The organism is Enterobacter sp. Y17, assembly GCF_019730495.1.
GTDB lineage: Bacteria > Pseudomonadota > Gammaproteobacteria > Enterobacterales > Enterobacteriaceae > Enterobacter > Enterobacter asburiae_B.
The window spans coordinates 254,350-272,632 of record NZ_JAASKP010000003.1; the positions used below are offsets into that span (position 1 = coordinate 254,350).

21 protein-coding genes are annotated in these 18,283 nt (G+C 51.6%); 18 read left to right on the forward strand and 3 right to left on the reverse strand.

Annotation, left to right across the window (positions count from 1 at the left end):
* Positions 1 to 117 precede the first annotated feature (117 nt).
* Entirely contained in the window at positions 118 to 2,937 is a 2,820-nt protein-coding gene (locus HCH49_RS17415) for an AAA family ATPase (protein ID WP_221703070.1), read from the forward strand.
* A gap of 39 nt (positions 2,938 to 2,976) precedes the next feature.
* On the opposite strand, the gene HCH49_RS17420 is transcribed toward HCH49_RS17415, so the two are convergent.
* The 3 genes from HCH49_RS17420 to HCH49_RS17430 are packed head-to-tail and all read right to left on the reverse strand — an operon-like array spanning position 2,977 to position 6,172.
* Positions 2,977 to 3,237, reverse strand: a complete 261-nt coding sequence (locus HCH49_RS17420; RefSeq protein WP_221703105.1) for an ogr/Delta-like zinc finger family protein — start codon at positions 3,235 to 3,237, stop codon at positions 2,977 to 2,979.
* Between the two features lie 56 nt (positions 3,238 to 3,293).
* A complete protein-coding gene (locus tag HCH49_RS17425; protein ID WP_409410447.1) occupies positions 3,294 to 4,358 on the reverse strand; it encodes a phage portal protein in 1,065 nt (354 codons plus the stop codon).
* Entirely contained in the window at positions 4,355 to 6,172 is a 1,818-nt protein-coding gene (locus HCH49_RS17430) for a terminase large subunit domain-containing protein (RefSeq protein ID WP_221703071.1), read from the reverse strand. The genes HCH49_RS17425 and HCH49_RS17430 overlap by 4 nt, the downstream gene beginning before the upstream one ends.
* A 175-nt stretch (positions 6,173 to 6,347) precedes the next feature.
* On the opposite strand from HCH49_RS17430, the gene HCH49_RS17435 reads away from it, so the two are divergent.
* The 17 genes from HCH49_RS17435 to HCH49_RS17515 all read left to right on the forward strand — a co-directional run bounded on the left by HCH49_RS17435 (position 6,348) and on the right by HCH49_RS17515 (position 18,280).
* A complete protein-coding gene (locus HCH49_RS17435; protein ID WP_086531964.1) occupies positions 6,348 to 7,409 on the forward strand; it encodes a GPO family capsid scaffolding protein in 1,062 nt (353 codons plus the stop codon).
* A gap of 28 nt (positions 7,410 to 7,437) precedes the next feature.
* Positions 7,438 to 8,460: a phage major capsid protein, P2 family gene (locus tag HCH49_RS17440; RefSeq protein ID WP_221703072.1), complete on the forward strand. Its 1,023-nt coding sequence runs from the start codon at positions 7,438 to 7,440 to the stop codon at positions 8,458 to 8,460.
* 2 nt (positions 8,461 to 8,462) lie between these two features.
* The gene (gpM, locus tag HCH49_RS17445) at positions 8,463 to 9,167 is read left to right on the forward strand and encodes a phage terminase small subunit (RefSeq protein ID WP_221703073.1); all 705 of its coding nucleotides are present in this window, start codon (positions 8,463 to 8,465) and stop codon (positions 9,165 to 9,167) included.
* A gap of 103 nt (positions 9,168 to 9,270) precedes the next feature.
* Positions 9,271 to 9,744: a head completion/stabilization protein gene (locus HCH49_RS17450; RefSeq protein WP_059445697.1), complete on the forward strand. Its 474-nt coding sequence runs from the start codon at positions 9,271 to 9,273 to the stop codon at positions 9,742 to 9,744.
* Entirely contained in the window at positions 9,741 to 10,217 is a 477-nt protein-coding gene (locus HCH49_RS17455; protein WP_221703074.1) for a phage tail protein, read from the forward strand. Before HCH49_RS17450 ends, HCH49_RS17455 begins: the two co-directional genes overlap by 4 nt.
* A 35-nt stretch (positions 10,218 to 10,252) precedes the next feature.
* Positions 10,253 to 10,909, forward strand: coding sequence for a hypothetical protein (locus HCH49_RS17460; protein ID WP_221703109.1), 657 nt, complete (start codon positions 10,253 to 10,255; stop codon positions 10,907 to 10,909).
* A gap of 2 nt (positions 10,910 to 10,911) precedes the next feature.
* Entirely contained in the window at positions 10,912 to 12,060 is a 1,149-nt protein-coding gene (locus tag HCH49_RS17465) for a DUF2586 domain-containing protein (RefSeq protein WP_221703076.1), read from the forward strand.
* Positions 12,057 to 12,515 (forward strand): phage protein, encoded by a 459-nt coding sequence (locus HCH49_RS17470; RefSeq protein ID WP_032638419.1) that lies wholly within the window; start codon positions 12,057 to 12,059, stop codon positions 12,513 to 12,515. The genes HCH49_RS17465 and HCH49_RS17470 overlap by 4 nt, the downstream gene beginning before the upstream one ends.
* A 4-nt stretch (positions 12,516 to 12,519) precedes the next feature.
* Positions 12,520 to 12,831, forward strand: coding sequence for a phage holin family protein (locus HCH49_RS17475; RefSeq protein WP_221703078.1), 312 nt, complete (start codon positions 12,520 to 12,522; stop codon positions 12,829 to 12,831).
* A complete protein-coding gene (locus HCH49_RS17480; protein WP_221703079.1) occupies positions 12,818 to 13,156 on the forward strand; it encodes a M15 family metallopeptidase in 339 nt (112 codons plus the stop codon). Before HCH49_RS17475 ends, HCH49_RS17480 begins: the two co-directional genes overlap by 14 nt.
* Complete coding sequence (locus HCH49_RS17485) at positions 13,156 to 13,536, forward strand: hypothetical protein (protein WP_221703082.1); 381 nt, start codon at positions 13,156 to 13,158, stop codon at positions 13,534 to 13,536. The genes HCH49_RS17480 and HCH49_RS17485 overlap by 1 nt, the downstream gene beginning before the upstream one ends.
* A 105-nt stretch (positions 13,537 to 13,641) precedes the next feature.
* On the forward strand, positions 13,642 to 13,917 hold the full coding sequence (locus tag HCH49_RS17490) for a putative phage tail assembly chaperone (RefSeq protein WP_047368330.1): 276 nt from the start codon (positions 13,642 to 13,644) through the stop codon (positions 13,915 to 13,917).
* An 8-nt stretch (positions 13,918 to 13,925) separates the two neighbouring features.
* Positions 13,926 to 14,105: a DUF6890 family protein gene (locus HCH49_RS17495; protein WP_221703086.1), complete on the forward strand. Its 180-nt coding sequence runs from the start codon at positions 13,926 to 13,928 to the stop codon at positions 14,103 to 14,105.
* A 1-nt stretch (position 14,106) separates the two neighbouring features.
* Positions 14,107 to 16,185 carry a phage tail tape measure protein gene (locus HCH49_RS17500; RefSeq protein WP_221703087.1) on the forward strand — a complete coding sequence of 693 codons (2,079 nt, stop codon included), beginning with the start codon at positions 14,107 to 14,109 and terminating at the stop codon, positions 16,183 to 16,185.
* Positions 16,182 to 16,517 (forward strand): DUF2590 family protein, encoded by a 336-nt coding sequence (locus tag HCH49_RS17505; RefSeq protein ID WP_032638403.1) that lies wholly within the window; start codon positions 16,182 to 16,184, stop codon positions 16,515 to 16,517. The genes HCH49_RS17500 and HCH49_RS17505 overlap by 4 nt, the downstream gene beginning before the upstream one ends.
* A complete protein-coding gene (locus HCH49_RS17510; protein WP_221703089.1) occupies positions 16,510 to 17,694 on the forward strand; it encodes a baseplate J/gp47 family protein in 1,185 nt (394 codons plus the stop codon). The genes HCH49_RS17505 and HCH49_RS17510 overlap by 8 nt, the downstream gene beginning before the upstream one ends.
* A complete protein-coding gene (locus HCH49_RS17515) occupies positions 17,687 to 18,280 on the forward strand; it encodes a phage tail protein (protein ID WP_221703090.1) in 594 nt (197 codons plus the stop codon). The genes HCH49_RS17510 and HCH49_RS17515 overlap by 8 nt, the downstream gene beginning before the upstream one ends.
* Positions 18,281 to 18,283: the final 3 nt, after the last annotated feature.

The window sequence follows — 18,283 nt, forward strand, 5'->3', positions numbered from 1 at the left end:
TTTTCAATTTTTTTTCGTCAAACCTGGTATAGGATCTAGCAATAATCATTCATTTTGTATAATGTGAACTGGAAAAATCTGAAATTGTAAGTTCTATACAAAAGCTTAAGGTTACCTATGGACGAGTATATCTCTGAATTTTTATATAATTATTACGATGAAGATAATAACTACAGGAAACTATTGTTATGGCTTATCCTCGATAGGAATAATAACGCCAGCAAAATTACGGCTAGATTGAAGTACGCCCAAGAATATAAAAACATATATAATAATACTAGTTATTATCGAAGCCTCTTGAAATATAAAAAATTCTACGAGTCGCGCAATTTAAATGTACAGGGTAGGAGGGTGTCAAACAGGAAAATAAAATACCTTCAAGTCAGTAATTTTCGTGGTTTTGGACAACTTTCTGATGAAGATATGGGAGTTAGATTTAATTTTAATATATCGAACAATATATTTTTCGCTCCAAATGGCGGAGGGAAGAGCAGTCTTTGTGAGGCGCTGGAGTTCCAGACGACAGGTGATATTAAAGAAGCTGGACGGAGAAAGACAGCACTTAAAAATTACATTAAACGAAATGGGAAACCTAGCATTACTCTTCATGATTATAATAATAAACCAATTCTTCCTACCTCAGATTGCAAGTTTAATTTCATTGATAGGAACCGACTCCAAGAGTTTTCATTGCTTGGATCTAGTGATACTAAGTTCCAAGAGCGAGATGTTCTTGCCGCATTAGTTGGCCTAGAAGATTATGATACATTCCTTTCTACACTTGTTGCACCAAAGAGCTTCAATGCACAAAGCTTCGTCAGTGTAGATTACTCCTCAAAACTTACATCTCTGAATCTTGATTTACAAAGATACCGTAAAGCGTCAAAAGACAATTATGACGATTTGCAGGAAATAAAATTAAAGATACTTAATGAATTAGGTATAAATTATGAGAAACTTTGCGAACGTTATCGCGATGATGTTGCAAGAACAAAATTCCCACACATTAAAAGATATCATGCGATATTAACTGAAAAGAAATCACAATTAAAAAAAGGCATTTCTTCTATTGAAATACCGTTAGAAAAATCAACAAAAATCTTATTGTCACTAATTAAAGTAATAGAGAGAAAAGAAAGGATTGAGGCAGGTTTAGAGGAAATAGCATTCAACGAAAAAACAATAGAACTTCACAGGATTTCAAAATTATTACTTGAAGAAGAAGCACATGATGCTTGCCCGTTATGTAATACACCTATTGAAAAGGTTAGTATCAATCCATTACAACATAGCATTGATATTCTCGTATCATTCACTAATGTAACCAGCTTACAGAAGCGATTGAAAAAGCATAATTCATATATAGTAAAACTAACAAATGTGATCCTAGAAACTCTGCGGTCGTTTTTGATATCACCAATTAATACATTGGTAGACTGCGATTTTGTTACATTATCTGATATTTCAAATAACTTAGCACAAATGAATGATGACGGGTTGAAAAAAAATCTAAGATACCTGCATGAATCATTGATAAACTGCACGTCCATTGCATCATATAATGAAAAAACAATTCAGCACAATTTAATTGTTAGTGACATTACTGAGAGCCTAAAAAAAATAGATACAAAAATAAATAAGATTTCTAACTCAATCGCCAATATTACTAACTATATTGCAATTTATAAATCAAAGATTCAAAATAAGGCAGAGAAACATAAGGCATTTGATACACTCCTAAATCAAATACAGTCTACTAGTGTTAAGTTATTGGAGGAGAATGCAAGGAATAATTTTTTCAGAGGATTGAATGTTGAATATGCTGAGTTTTACAGGCAAGCCTATGAGTATAAAAGAAATAAAGAAGCACAAATACTTTCAGGTATTGAGGGTTCAATCGTTGATTATTATAATGAAATCAATAAGCATGACGACGATAGCGAAAAACTTGATGGTATTTCATTTGTTTTTGAAAGCTCACAGCAATCCTATCGAGTTCAATTGAATATCCAAAATGAACAAGTAGACGCATTTGTAAGGTTATCGGAAGGTCATTTAAAATCACTTGGCCTTTCAATACTATTAGCTCTGGCTAAAAAGAAAAATTCGCAGTTTATCGTTTTTGATGATGTTGTGAATGCTATTGATACTGAACACAGATCGAACATTATCAATACGTTTTTGACTGATCCATATATAAAGAAAACTCAAAAAATAATTACCACTCATGATAAGTTATTTTGGGAGTTATATAGCAATCGGCAAAGATCATTAGGGAATGGTGAATTCAAGAGTTTTGTCCTTAACTGCTATCCGCATGGCATTCACTATGAAGAAAAGGATATTTCTTTTGAAGGTAAAATAACTGAGAGTTTAGAGTGCTATGACATTAGGCAGGCATTGATATATTGTCGAATTTGGTTTGAGTCACTTGCATCTCAGCATTGTGTAGACTCAGGGTTGAGTGTAACTGCTAGTTTTACAAGTAGAGATTTTCAAAAGCCTAATATGATTAAAATAAGCTTGGAGAAAATGTATGCGGTTCTCATTGAATCCTTGGGTGCTCGTTTGGAAAATGTTAATTATATTAAATCAAATTTCTTAAGTTGGGCATCTCAAAATCAAGAGCATCATGCTTTTAGTGAGCACAATTATAATATAGTGCATTCAAAAACCAGCCAAGAAATCCAAATGATTTTTGATTCGATTAGGCGGTTTGAAATTCAGCTATCTCCGCAGAAAAAATTAGCTAGTTTAGTTGCTACTCTTAGTGCGTTAGAAACTAAAATATCATCTTGTGATAATAAAATTCAGCGAGCAACACAAGCAACACCGGCTGATGTGATGCGGCAATGGAACAATGAACGTTTAAAATATCTGAGGGAGAAAAGTAAAATTGAAGAATTAAAGGATTATTGTGAAAATTGTCTTTTATGAACTAACTGAAGGAGCCTCAAAATGAGGCTCCTTGACAAATCAATTTCCATTCAAGAGATTAAGCGCGAACTGGCGTTCTTCAGGTTTGAGCCGTTCAATCAGGAATTTGACCAGCTTGTTACCGGTCAGCCCGCTGGGGCTGAGCGTGTGAGAAAACGAGGCGTTAAAAACAAACGTGTGGCCGCATTCAACTTCGGTGCACGCGCAGTATAAATCCGCCAGTTTTTTATCTTTCCAGTCTGATTTACGAATGATGGCCGGTTGACCGCATTCAGGACATTTAATTTTAAAAACTCGCATGTTCACCACCCCGCACGCCATTGCTAACAATGGGGACGATTTTAAACTAATTACGTTCATTTTTCGCCCTTATCGGCGATAATTACCGGCAATTCAACGTCAAAATTAAGGTGTAAGCGCGGCGGGATTTCCGGGTCATTGTTGACCCCATTCATAAATTTACGCTGCAACGGGATAACTTCGTCTTTCCGGTAGGTCGTGCGGGCAGTTTCAGGGTTGCCCATTACCGCGCCGTTAGTCGGGATGATGCCCGCCAACCCTGCGGGGAAACGGTGCGCGGTAAAGATATCCTGCGCGGTGATCCCTTTGATATTCTGGAATTCATCCTTTGCGCTGACTTCACCCACCGGCAGGATTTTGACCCCGTCCGGGTCGCCTTTCGGGATGTTGATAAACATGTTGCGGAAGTTGCCCAGCCCTTTGGACTGCGCAATCTTGTCTTTGATTTCGTTTTCCATTTCCAGCGTTAAATTTGGGTCGCTGGTATACAGAATAAAGCCCATATGCGCACCGTTGTTGTAGTAGCGGCGGCGGAAGATGGTCGCTTCGCTGTTAAGTAAAACGGAATGGATCCCGCCGATATAATCCGGCAGGCCGTAGACCTGCTGACGCGGGTCATACATTTTAAAGAAGACAATGTCTTCCGGGTCATAAATCAGCGCTGGCCCTTCCTGGAGAACGGCGAACGTTCCGTCTTTACGGCAGCGCAGATAAAGCGACGGCAGCGGCAGCAGGTCGATCACCTCCCCGAATACGTTGCGAATTTTCAGGATTGCGACGTCGCCGAACAGCAGATAATCAAAGACCGCTTGTTCGACCTGGTCAGGCGTCAGGCCGCCGCCGATATAGCCACCGGCAACCATGTTGCGCCGCGCATACAATACGCCACCATGCTGGCCGTTAAGGTTTGGCAACTGAGCCAGCGCCAGCCGGTCAATCGGGAGCCGCCAGTGATCCGCCTCGTTGTCATACCAGATATTGTGATAATCGGTGCCGGTCGTCAGGATGGGTTCTGGTTCGCCAAAGGTGATCACGCTGCCGCGCCCCGGCGTGAACGTTTCAACGTTATTGCCGGTCATTGCCCTGAATTTTTTCGCTTTACGCTGTTTCTTTGTCGTCATGCTGCATTCCCAAAAGCCCAGGTCGATGGGCGGTCAAATTCGTGATCGATAGGTTCGTTTATTACGGCGTGCGAGATAGCAAAGAAAACATCCGCGTGGCCGGTTGCGTCGGAACGTTCAGCAACGAACGTTAACGCGTTGCCGCTGTTAGTTGTGGTGCGCCGGATAGCCATAAACGACGCGGGGATTTCGACGCGCTCTTTGTTGGTTTCGTCTATGGCGTCTTTTGCCCATTCGATGCGCTTACGTTCCACGACGTCGATCATCTTCATTACCAGGCGGTTTTTACTTTCGACGCTGTAAAGAATGGCGTTCGCTTCGCGCGGGGCAAACTTGCTGACCAGGTCATACACCCCTTTCCCGATGCCGGTTGTGTCGATCCCGATGTAGGTAATATTAAAGCGGCGCATAAGCTGGCGTATCTGGTCAGCCTGCCAGCTAAAGTTAAAGCCCTGCCATTGCCAGCAGGCCAGCACGCGGAAGCGTTCACCGTCGTGAATGGGGGGCGCGATTATCACAAAAGTGGAGTTGTCACCGGAGCGCGACGGGTCAAAGCCCGCCCACACTTCGCGGTTGCCAAATGGCCGCGCGGCGGTCGGGTCATAATCGCCCCAGGTTGCCCGGTCCACTTCGCAGCCGACCAGCGTCGAGAATTTGAAGACCGCGTCTTTGCTGTCAACGAACTGGCACATGTAGAGCATGGCGAACGCGGTCGGGTTGTACTTGTTGCGGAGCCGCTCAATATCGACGAGCGCACCCAGCCCGCCTTTGATGGCGTCTTCCATCGTGATGATGTATCGCCAGATCCCGTCCGGGCAGATGATGCCCTGGCGCATGGCGTTTTCTTTTGGAAACTCAATCCCTTTGCGCTTCGGATCGTCGCCGCGCCATTCTTCGCCAGTCCATACCGGGTAGGCCTGGTGCGTCTTCGCGCTGGGCGTTGAAAAGTAAGTCGTTCTGTATTTGTTGTGCGTTGCCATTGCGCTGGCAACTTCGTGCAGGCGCGTGAATTTCGGGATCCAGAAGACTTCATCGCCATACAGGTGGCCGTTAAAGCCCTGCGCGGTGCTGGCGTTCGTGGACAGAAAGCGCAGGATTGCGCCGTTGCTGAGGCGGATATTTTTGCCGGTCAGCGTGATGCCGAAATGGTTCTGCGCAATCTGGACAATGTATTCGCGGAAGATTTCAGACTGTGCGCGGGATGCGGAGAAAAAGATCTGGTTATCACCGCTGATTACCGCGTCTTCAAAGGCTTCCCATGCAAAATAGTAGGTCATGCCGACCTGGCGGCTTTTCAGAATAAAGCGCCAGTCTTCGCCTTTATGCTCGCGGCAATGTAGCTGATATTCGAAAAGATGTTCCCGCGCCCAGGTGTCGAGCATTTCAGGCGTCAGCCCGGAAACGTCGTTTTTCTTATACCGGCGCTTTCCTTCTCTTTCCCCCGGTTCCCCGCCTGCGCTACTGAGGCAGTAGCCTTCGCCGTCATAGGATGCTTTTTTGGCCTGAATTTCGGCCAGTTTTTCGGCGTGCTTATTGCGCTGCGCCATAAGCTTGACGTGATGGGCAATCAGATCGCGGAGTTCTTCCAGTTCCAGCGCCGTTTTTTTCTCGCGGCGGGAAAGCTGGTCAATGCGGCGGGCGATGACGTTTTCCACTGATTCGACGGGCAGCAGTGATGCCCACTCCCCGACGTCAGCCCAGTGGTATATGGTGCGCGGTGGAATATTCAATTCCTGCGCAATATCTTTCGGCGACCAGCTTTTAATGTAAAGCGTGCGGGCCGCTTCTTTTAATTCATCGGAATATTTAGCCATGAGGCTATTATGACGGGATTATTTGACCAACCTGATAATTAAATATCGGCAAAAAGTGGTTATCCATTTATAACCGAATGCATAAGAAATAAAGCGGTCGCGACATTCTTTTTTATTGGCAATACTGACCATCACAAACGAATTGTATTATTCATTTCATTATTAAAGGTCAGTTATGACGCAACCCAGTTACCGAACTGATTGGCTATGCATCGCCACATCGGGGCAGGCCGTGGACGGTCGTACCATTGAAGCGCAATGGTTAATTGACGCGGCAGAGACTTATACTCCGAAAACTTACACCGCCATGATTTGGCCGCATCATCCGCAAAATGGTATTGGGGAGCGTGAGTTTACCTGCAATCTGGGTACTGTGGACGCGCTGAAAGTAGAGACGGAAGGTGACGTCACAAAATTATATGCCCAGTTAATCCCAAATCAGTTTCTTATTGATGCCAACCGAATGCAGCAAAAGCTTTTTACGTCTGCTGAGTTTATACCGGATTTTGGCGGAAGCGGACGCGATTATCTTTTCGGGCTGGCCGTTACGGATATTCCCGCGAGCCTCGGAACTGAAAGGCTTAAATTTATTCTCGCCGGGGAAGAAAAGGACGGCGAGCGCGGAAGCCTGGAAACTTTCAGCCTGGGTAATTTGCAGGCAGGCAAGCCAGAAAAAAAAGATTCTTTCTGGTCGAGATTATTTTCGGCCCGTAAAGAGTTCACGCCAACACCAGAACCTAACACCGACAAGCCCAATGAGGGCGAGGAACAAAAAATGGAAGAGTTAAAAGCCCTCATCCAGCAACTGCTGGATTTAGTCAAAAGCGGCAAAGAGGCCGCTAACGGCGACGCTGATAACGTCGATACGCCAGAACAGGCAGCCGACGAAGTGGCAGATATCGCCGCAGATATCGCCGAAGCTGCGGCAGAAGTTGCCGATCTTGCCGAGGAAGTGGCAGAGAACCCGGAAGACGAAGTCAAAGCGGCGGAGTTCAGCGTTGCAAAAGCCAACCTGGCTAAAGCAATGAAAGCGTTCAACGTGACCCCGTCTAAACGCCCGCGCCGCAGCCGTCGCCGTGAGTTTTCAGCGCGTCGCCAGTCTGGTGGTAACCAGATGGACACGCTGACCACGCAACTGACCGCCGTCATGACGAAGCTGTCTGCGATGGAAAGCGGCGGCACGCAGCGCCCAAATAATGCGCCAGGCGGCAGCAACAAGCCGTTTGACTTCTGTTAATCAATTTTCTTTCCAGGGATAAAACGAAATGCAATTAACCCCAAAAGCAGAGCAGATGTTGCGTAAGTACGCCGCAGGCCTGGCGAAAGCCAACGGCCAGGTGGACACGTCACGATACTTCTCGCTGACCAACCCGAAAGAAACCCAGTTGCGTAATGCGCTGCTGGAAAACTCTGAATTCCTGCGCCTGCTGCCTAACGTGCTGGACGTGGACCAGATCACCGGACAGGTGGTAACTACCGGTAAAAAAGGCATTTACACCGGGCGTAAAAAGGACGGGCGCTTCTCGCGTGCGCTGGGCGTTGGCGGTAATGAATACAAGCTGGTCGAAACCGATTCCGGCTCGTATCTGCCTTACTCCCTGCTGGTTGTCTGGGCAAATGCGGGTAGCGAAGAAGAATTCTTCCAGCGCATCCAGGCTTTCAGCAATGAATCGTTCGCGCTGGATATGCTGCGCGTGGCATTTAACGGTACAAGCGTTGCTGAAGACACCGACCCGGAAGCCAACCCGAACGGTGAAGACGTTAACATCGGCTGGCATAAAATTGTTAAGGACCGTTCCGCCGAGCAAATCATCACCGGTGACGTCACTATCGGCGGAGCGAATGCTGATTTCATGGGGCTGGATGCGGCGGTCACCGACCTGGTGCATACCTGCATTTATGAGCCATTCCGCAATGACCCGCGCCTGGTTGTGCTGGCATCCGCTGACCTTATCGGCGCAGACGTCACCACGCTGATGAATAAGATTGATCGCCCGACTGAAAAAGTCGCTGCGCAGTTGATTGGTCGGCAGATCGCGGGCCGCACGGTGTACACCCCGCCATTCATGCCGGAAGGTCGCCTGATCGTCACCACGCTGGACAACCTGCATATCTACACCCAGCAGGGAACCCGCAAGCGCAAGGCCGAATGGAACGACGACCGCAAGCGCTTTGAAAATAACTATCTGCGTATGGAAGGGTACGCCGTCGAGCATGACGAGCTTTACGCCGCATACGACAAAATTACCCTGGCAACCGACGCGCCAGCTTCAGGCGGGGGCGAATAATCATGGCTCTTTCCCTGTGTCAGCGACACCGCGCACGCATTAAGACCGCAAAGACGCTGGATAAACGCGAAGCCCTGGCGTCGTCGCCGGTCAGCTTCCACCTGCAAATGCTGGAACTGGCAAAAGATGTTGAGCAACTCCGCAGCCTGCCGCGCACCGAAGACCGCATCGAATTTAAACGCGATGTGTTGTTGCCGCGCTGGATGCCGACCGTTGAGTCCTATCTTGCCGGTGATGCCCGCTTCGCAAATCCGGCCCTGGTCTACTGCGTAATCTGGTTGTTCGACACGGGGGAAATGAGCCAGGCGCTGGACTGGGCCGACGTGGCTATCACTGAAAACCAGGCGATGCCGGAAAACTTCAAAAGTACCATGCCCGCTTTTGTGGCCGATACGGTGCTGGAGTGGGCAACGAGCCAGGCGGAAGCCGGTCACAGCATCGAGCCGTATTTCAGCCGCACGTTTGAAAACATCCGTGAAAAGTGGCGTTTGCACGAAGACATTAACGCGAAATGGTTCAAGTTCGCGGGGCTTTATCTGCTGCGCGACGAGCGGAGGCGCCCGCGTGCCACTGCCGTGGATGATGTGGAAACGCTTGAACAGGCCGATGCCCTGCTGGCCCAGGCGCACGCCTTTAACAATAACTCTGGCGTCAGGACCGCACGCGACAAGATTCGCGCCCGGATTAATAGCCTGACAAAGCAATAACGACTCCCGCAAGCCGGGACGGGCGCGGGGGAGGCATCAACCCTTTAGGGTTGTTGGCTATGGATCCCGTTAGCCCGTTTCTTTTGCAAACAAGGTGTAAACCATGAGTGGTCCAAGTTTCAGCATTAGCGGCAAGCCGTTAACGGTGACGCCAACTGTGATCACCAATGGCGTGACGTTCTGGCCTGATCTGGATCTGGCTGAATTTCAGACGTCGCGCACCCTGCCCGCAGACCTGCCGCCAGACACCGCAGGCGTTGCCCTGCTGGCCGCCATAGCGGAGGTAAACACGACGCTGGCCGACGTGGTGGCCTACTGGAACGGGAAAGGATGCGAGCGGGCCGCCGATGTACCGGGCGCAAAGCTGAGAGACGAAAACCAGTTAACAGCCCAGTACAAAAAAGCAGTTTATGCGCGGGCAAAAGCCGATTTGCTGGGCGAGTTCGCCACCATCGGGCGACGTGAGTCGCACCCGGGCCAGGAAAGCCTGGACACCCGCGCCAATCTGCTGGCCGAAGCGGCCAACGTGATGCGCAACATGCTGCAACAGCCACGCGTGGGGGTGCATCTGATATGAGCCAGCTTGAAAGCCTGACGGCGTTTATCACGGCGAATCTGCCGCAAGATGCCATGCAAATGTTTTCCAGTTCAATGGACGATTGCGAACTGGTCCGCAGCGCCAAAGCGCTGGGGAACAATCAACGCCGCATCGGCGTGCTGACGTATAGCGCCCGCTTGTCGTGGGATAACTTCCCGTTTCGCATTTATTCGCCGGGGCTGATTTATGCCCTGGTGCTGGCCTGGGTGGATGAACATGCCAACGAGCTGCGCGACGAACTGAAATTAGCCGATCCCACAGTGGACCCGGAGTTCGACGACGAAGGAAGCTGCATTCTTGATGTGGTGGTCGGGCTGGCTGATCCGGTGATTATCCGCGAAGTGGAAGACGGTCCGATCCCGTTCAGGGGCAAAGCCTGGGACATCGTCAACCCGGAAATCTGGGTCGCGGAGGAAGCGGAATTCATTGTCCAGCATGGTGATGCGTCGTGATCCGTGGGGAGTTAAACCAGCAACAGCTAAAGCAAATGCGCGAAGCGCTGGCAAAAGCTGACCTGCCACCACGGAAGCGCCAGCGCCTTTTGTGGCGTGTCGCAAAGCTGGGAATTATTACGGCCGCCAAACGTCACCAGCGCCAGCAGGCGGCCCCGGACGGCACGCCGTGGGAACCACGTAAGCGCGGCAAAGGAAAGATGCTAAAAGGATTGCCCAAGCTGCTGGCCGTCCGGGAAATGCCGGAGATTCAGGGCGTCAAGGTTTATCTCAAAGGCGGTAATTATCGCAACGGAAATAAGCCCGTCGCGGCGGGTCTGGTCGGTGCGGTCCAGCAGGACGGTGCGCGGATCCAGATGAAAGCCAGTAACGCCCCGCGTAAACCGCAGGCGAATCAGCCAGCGCTGCCTCGCCAGGCAAAGCGACTGCGGGCGCTGGGGTACAAGGTCCGCAAGGGCAAGCGCTGGGTGAAGCCGTCCAGCAAACAAATCATGGAAACCATGAGCATGGCGCAGGCCGGGCTGGTTATCCGCAAGCTGAAAGGCACACCGGCCAAACGCACATGGACCATAGACATACCGGGCCGCGTTTTTCTGGGTGTCAGTAACGACGAATTTAACCAAATCATAGCGCGGCAAATGCAGGCAATCGGCTTCGGCTGGGACGTCAACGCGCAGGATATCAGGGGGTAAAAATGACGTGGCCGAATGTCACAGTTAGTCAGAAAAACCGCTACAACGGCACGACGAACGATATCGAACGCGTTGTCCTGTATGTCGGTTACGGTGACACCAACACCGACAAAACCCAGGCGGTCAACACCGGCACCGATCTGGATAAGGCGCTGGGCGATACCGACAGCCTGTTAAAGCGGATTGTGGCCGCTGCCGCCAATAACGCCGGTCAAAACTGGTTTGCTTATGTGCATGTCATGCCTGAGCCAGATCCAGACAATGCGGATTACAAATTCGATGATGCGTGGATGAAAGCCGTCACGGCTGCCCAGTCCGTCGCATCCGTTGAAGGGGTTGTCCTGGCGGTTGATGTGACTGAAAAAGCGACCATCAACCGCGCCACAGAAATGCGAACGACCTTACAGGCTAAATTCGGGCGCTTTGTCTGGTTTGTGCTGTCTGTGGGTGGCCCGGAGGAAGACGAATCCTGGGCGGATTACCAGACGCGCATGGCTGCGCTTGAAAACGGTATCGCATCGCCTGGCGTCCAGCTTGTGCCGCGACTGTGGGGCAACGAACCGGGCGTTCTCGCCGGTCGCCTGTGCAACCGTGCGGTGACCGTCGCAGACAGTCCGGCCCGTGTGGCAACCGGCGCGGTCACTGCGCTGGGCAGTGACGACCTGCCGAAAGACGGAACCGGGCAAGAAATTGATCTGGCCGTCTTGCAGGGATTGCAGGCAAACCGCTTCAGCGTGCCGATGTGGTATCACGACTATGACGGGATTTACTGGTCAGACGGTCGCACGCTGGATGTTGAGGGCGGCGATTATCAGGTCATTGAAAACGTCCGCGTCGTGGATAAGGCATCCCGCCGCGTCCGTTTACGCGCCATTCCAAAAATCGCGGATCGCTCGCTTAACAGCACACCGGGCAGCATTGCGGCGCATGAAACCTATTTCGGCAAGCCGCTGCGCGAAATGTCGATTGCAACGCAGATCAACGGCGTGGAGTTCCCCGGTGAAGTGAAACCGCCAAAAGATGGCGACGTCACTATCACCTGGACCAGTAGCGTTGCGGTGCAGATTTATTTGATTGTCCGCCCGTATGAGAGCGCGAAGGAAATCGGCGTCAGCATCGAACTGGATACATCACTGGAGAATCAGGCATGAGCGGAGAACGCATTAGCGGCGGTTCGTTCGATGTGAACTATGACGGCGTCATGATTCACGTCGAAAACGCAACCGTCACCATTACGGATAACAGCGCCGTGGCGCAAACGCGTGGCGTTCCGAACGGCCACACAAAGGGATCGGTGTCGGCGGATGTGGAAATCGAAGTCGATTCCCAGAATTTTAAAAAATTCACCGCCGTGGCCCGCGCTGCCGGTTCGTGGCGCGGCATCCCCGCAAAGGACTTTTTGTTCTATGCGAACGCCGGAGACGACGAAGAAAAAATCGAGGTGTTTGGCTGCGTTCCCGCGCTGTCTGACATCGTCAACATCAACCCCAACGAGGCCAGCAAAACCACGAAGAAAATTAAATTCATGGTGACCAGCCCCGACTTTGTGGCGATTGACGGCGTTCCGTACCTGTCTGCCCGCGACACCCGCGATCTGAAAGGTTAACAAGATGCCAAATGGAGAAACATCACTGCTGGCAAAGCTGCTGCTGATCGGGGCCGTGATCGGCCTGGGGCAACTGATGGTCAGCAGTGAGCAGATCACAACCCGCCTGCTAGTCGGGCGGATGATTCTGGGGGCTGCGGTGGCCCCGCTCGCCGCAATCCCGCTGCTGAAATTTCCCGATATGCCGGAACTGGTTGTCGTGGGCATTGCCTGCGCCCTGGGCATCCTGGGGAGCGCCTTTATCGAGGCCGGTTTAAAACGCCTCGCGGAATACTGGATTAAACGATGGGGAAGCAAACGCCATGAAACTGATTGAAAAACAAAAGCTTTTCACCGTGATGATCGCAAACCTGATCCACTTCGCGGAGGAAAAAGGCTACCTCCTGACGTTTGGCGAGGCGTACCGCACGCCTGAGCAGGCCGCGCTAAATGCCAAAAAAGGCAGCGGCATTGCAAACAGCCTGCATACCCAGCGCCTGGCCGTGGATTTCAACCTGTTTATCAATGGGGAGTACCAGACCGACAGCGCTGCCTATCGCCCGCTGGGCGAATACTGGGAATCTATCGGCGGCTCATGGGGTGGACGTTTCAGTAAGCCGGACGGCAATCATTTTTCCCTTGAGCATAACGGGGTGCGCTGATGCGTAATTTGCTGGGGTTGCTGCTGATCATGATTGCTGCCATGTCAGCAGGGTGGCAGGCGCACGACTGGCACGACGCAAAGCTAAAGCTGGCCGCCAACGAATCGGCAGAGCAAACCCGCCAGATTGTCGCCGAAGTGACGCGGCAGTCTGGTGAAGCGCTGGAAGCAAAAATCGCGGAGCTAAAAGGTAATGAGATCCACACGGAACGGGAAATACGCACCGAAATCATCAAGCCGGTATTTAGCAACGTTTGCGCTTCTGATGATTACGTCCGGTTGTTCAACGAAAGTGCAGATCGCGCCGAGCGAGCATTATCAGGAAAACCAGCTAACGCTTTGCCCGGTGAATCTGCCCAGACTGGCGGGGCCAACCGGTAACGACTTTGACGCGGCGTTAACTGCCTATCGGCAGATGTACACCGATTGCGCCGTAAGACATAACGCCCTGGTGGGCATCATTCGACAACGAAAGGAAGTAGCAAAATGAGTAAGTCTGATTCTAAAAAAATTGTCCTGGCCGTCGCGGGCGTCAGCCTGAGCTTTGAGCCTAACAAAACCGCCTACAACAACCTGATTAACGAAATGACCATGACCAACAAGGTTGCGCCGATGGTCACCTATCTGGGCCGCATTGTTGATGCCGAATCCAAAGAGGCATTAAACAAGCTGATGGAAGATTACCCAGGCTGTGAAATGCAGATCGTCGAGAAGGTTAACGAAATTTACTCCCCGAAGCTTGAGATCGAAGTAAAAAACTAGCGGCGCGGGTGGCGGCCATTCGTACGAACGGGCTGGAGCAATATCTTGCCCTTCGTCGCTACTACCTCCCGCATGAACCTGACGACGAAGAAAGTATCGCCCGCGCCATATGGCTGGATGAGTATTTCGCCAAAACCAGGGCGAATAAAACGGCGGAAGGTATCGCCATTGCACTAAACGGAAGCTGATATGAGTCACCTGGATTTTACGCTGAGCCTGATTGATAAGCTGACGCGGCCACTAAAAACGGCCCAGTCTTCGCTGACTGGCTTTGCCGAAAAATCGCAGGCGTCTTTTGCAAAGATCGGCATCGGCGCGGCGGCGGTCTGGGGTGTTGCCCACTCCATCACTGGCGTGGTTGGCCCCGCGTATGAAATGAATGCTGCGCTTTCCGAAGTGGGCGCCAAAGGCGTGGCAGAAGACACGCTGAAAAGGCTGTCCAGCGAAGCCCTGAAATTCAGCATGCGCTACGGCAAAAGCGCGGTTGATGTGGTGAATTCCAGCTATGCGATGAAAGGCGCAATGTCCGGCCTGAGCGATGCAGATCTGCCACGCGTGACAGTGGCGGCCAACACCCTGGCGGCAGGCGTAAAAGCCAGCGGCGAGGAAGCGGGCGAATATATCGGCGCAATGGCATCCCGTTTCAATGCGGAACTGTCCAGCCTGGGGCATGTGAAATTTGCCGAAGAACTGGCCGGTAAAACGGCGTACATGGTGCAAAACTTCGGCGTGAAAATGCAGACCATGCAGGAGCTTATCGAGGGGACCAAAAACGCCGGTGCTGACTTTGGCGTCAGCATGGATGAACAATTCGCGGTGCTGGGTACGCTTTCTCGCACCCTGGGCACGGAGTCCAGCGGCATTTACGAGCAGTTTTTGCGAAGCGCACCGGCAGCGGCTGAAAAGCTGGGCATGAGCTTTGTAGATGCGACCGGCAAAATGCTGCCAATGGGCGACATCCTGCAAAAGTTGCAGGACAAATACGGGGCCAGCATTGAAGGGAACGTCAAAGCCCAGCAGGCGCTGGACGCGGCCTTCGGCGGCGGTGCTGATGTTATTAAAAAGCTGTACGGCCAGCAGAATGATTTAAATCGCAGCATCGCAGAACTGGGGCGCAATGACGGCATGAAACGCGCCCAGGAAATGGCCGAACGTATGGCGAAGCCGTGGGAACGCATCGTCGCGACGTTTTACGCGATGCGCGTCGCGCTGGGTAATACGCTGATCCCTATCCTTACGCCGATGATGAACCGTGTAGCCGACGTGGGGGCAAAATTTGCCCGCTGGCTGGAGATGTTCCCCAACATTGCCCGCTGGCTGGGTTATATCACCCTGGGCGTGCTGTCCTTCGGGCTGGTCGGTGCGGCAACCAATATCGTGATGGGCATCTTTGGTTTCACGATGACGGGCCTGACCAGTATCGCCAAAGGTCTGGGCAATGTATGGAAAGCCCTGTTATGGACCCTTAACTTGCTGCGCCCGTCATTGCTGACAACCCGCATCGGGCTGGCCGCGCTGTGGATCCAGTCAAAGCTGTTAGCCCTGTGGACCGGCGTTTGTCGTGTCGCGCTGGCCGCCTGGAACGTTGTGTTAAAAGCCGGTGCGGTTGCCATGCGCATTTATGGTGTGGCGACCATGTTTGCCGGTGTGGCCATGCAACTGCTGACCAGTCCGATCACCCTGATAATTGCCGCCCTGGCTTTGCTGGCGCTGGGGGTATGGTATGTCGTGAAACACTGGGATGAACTGAAAGCGGCGGTAATGAATACAGAGGCTTTTGCATGGGTGATGGATGTTGCCGATCAGGTGGGCCAGGTCTTTTCTGACGTCTGGAAATCCATCACTGACGGCTGGGATTCTGTGGTTGCGTTCTTCGCCGGTCTTTCACCACTCGCCACATTTGAAGGATTCGCGGACACCATCGGCGGTGTATTCAGCAAGCTTTTTGACGTCCTGAAAAGTACGTTTGCATCCACCTATAACTGGATTGCGGAAAAGCTAAACAAAATCCCCGGCGTCAATATCGATCTGAAAAACGTTTCACCGCCCGCGGGAGCCGGAGCGCCGCCAAAACTGAACGGCCCGTCCTTGCTGACGGGCAATACGGTTAATGCAGATATCCCGCGCGGCGGCCTGATGGGGCAGGTAAAAACTGACAGCAAAACCGTTGTGGATAGCCGCAAGACGTGGGGCGATACCTATATCAACGCCCCGAATGGAATCACCCCGGCCCAGTTGGCCGAATGGCAGGAGCTTAACGCCGGATGAGTACCGAACCGTTATACATCGACCTTTTGATCACTGACGGCGATTTCACGCTGGACAGTGGCAACGAGCCGCAGCGGTGCAATAACCGCGACAGCATAGCCCAGGACATCATCCACAGCATTCTGGAAAGCGGCATCACCACGCGGCTGATCGGTGAACGAAGCCCGACCATGCGCGGCGACGCGCTGACCCAGCTATCGCTACTGGTTGAAAGTGACGAACGTCTGGTCCCCGGCACGATTGTGATCACAGAAGAAAGTATCACGCGGCTGTATGTCACCGCTGAAACCTACGATTTCGGCAGCGTTGGCACGGAGGTGAATTATGACTGAGAAACCGGAAGTAGATTTCGAAAAAGTCCTGAGTGACAGCGGGATGCCAACGACGGAAGCGGAAATCACAGCCGTGTTTAAAGAGACGGTTAAGGCGGAGGGATTTATTACCAATACTTCCCGAATGTCACCGTTCTGGCGTCTGATATCGAAAATTGTCACCACGCCCGTGCTGTGGTTGCAGGCTGCGCTAATCAATGTCGTCCTGCGAAACATGTTTGTGGCAACCGCCACGGGTGCAATGCTGCGCTTGCTCGCCTGGGCGGTGAACATCACCCCGAAACCGGCAAGCGCTGCCGCAGGGGTAATCCGCTTTTACAAGACAAATCCTTCGGACGTTGTGATCGTGCCTGCCGGCACGTTGATTCAGACGGAGCGAATAAACGGCGTGATCTATGTGCTGGCCGTCAACGAAGACACGACACTGGGGGCGGGTCTTGAAAGCAGTATGGTTCCCGTTACCGCGATCGATACCGGCAGCGGTTACAACCTTGCGCCGGGATATTTTCGTATTTTGCCCGTGGCCGTTGCAGGTATCGCCAGCGCAGTGAATGAGGAAGACTGGTTGATCACACCAGGCGCAGACGAGGAAAGCGACGACGAGTTACGCGACCGCACGCGCAACCAGTTCAACCTGGTGGGCAATTACCACACCGATGCGATATACCGCAGCATGATTGCGGGTGTTGTGGGGTTGAGTATTGATCGCATCTTCTTTTTGCATGACGCCCCGCGCGGACCGGGAACCGCAAATGCCTACCTGCTACTGGATAGCGGGGAAACGTCGCAGCCCTTTATTGATGCGGTTAACGATTACGTTAACTCCCAGGGTCACCACGGACACGGCGATGATTTGCAGTGCTACGCGATGCCGGAAACGACCCACGCGCTGGCGGTAAAGGTGTATGTGGAAAGCAAAGAAAATATGGAGCCGGAAGAACTGAGCCAGTTAGAAAGCGGGGTTTCAGATTTGATCCGGTGCGCATTCAGGGAAAACGCCAATTACGACGTTAAAAAGACGTGGCCGTATTCGCGTTATTCCTTTTCGAACCTGGGCCGGGAGATTCACAAAGCATTCCCGGTCATAGATTCACTGAGTTTTTCACTGACAGATATTGTCAGCGAATTATCGGTCCCGCGTCTGGCCTCCTTATCAGTGGAGATCCTCAATGACTGAGTTTGCCAGACTGCTGGCCGGGTTGAAGCTGCCGTCATGGATGGACCGTGGCGACCCCGCGCGGCTGCTGCGTGCCTGCGTGAATTTCTGGTTGCAGGTTTACGAGTGGATTACCTGGCCGTTGAGGCAGTTCGACCCGCAGACCTGCGTCGAGCCAGTGTTGAACCTGATCGCATGGGAACGTGATATCACCCGCTTTAAAGGTGAGCCGTTAAGCCTGTTTCGTAAACGAGTCAGCTACGCCTTTATCAATGCGCAGCAGGCGGGCGAGGTGGCGGGGTTTATTGCCATTTTTGAGCGGCTCGGGATCGGGTATGTCGAACTACTGGAACGCCAGGAGGGGATGGACTGGGACGTGATTACCGTCCGCGTCACTGATAGCCAGATAGCGGATAACAGCGATCTCCTGCTGGAGATTATCCGCAAGTATGGTCGGACCTGCCGCCGTTATCAGTTTGAAGTGATCACCACCCTGCCGCTGCATATCAATGTTGGATGGTATCAGGGTGATTATGTTTGCTGGCCTGCGACCCTGGGCGATGTGCAAAACGAATTAAGCGCGACATTTAGCGCAAGGTTGGAGTAAAGG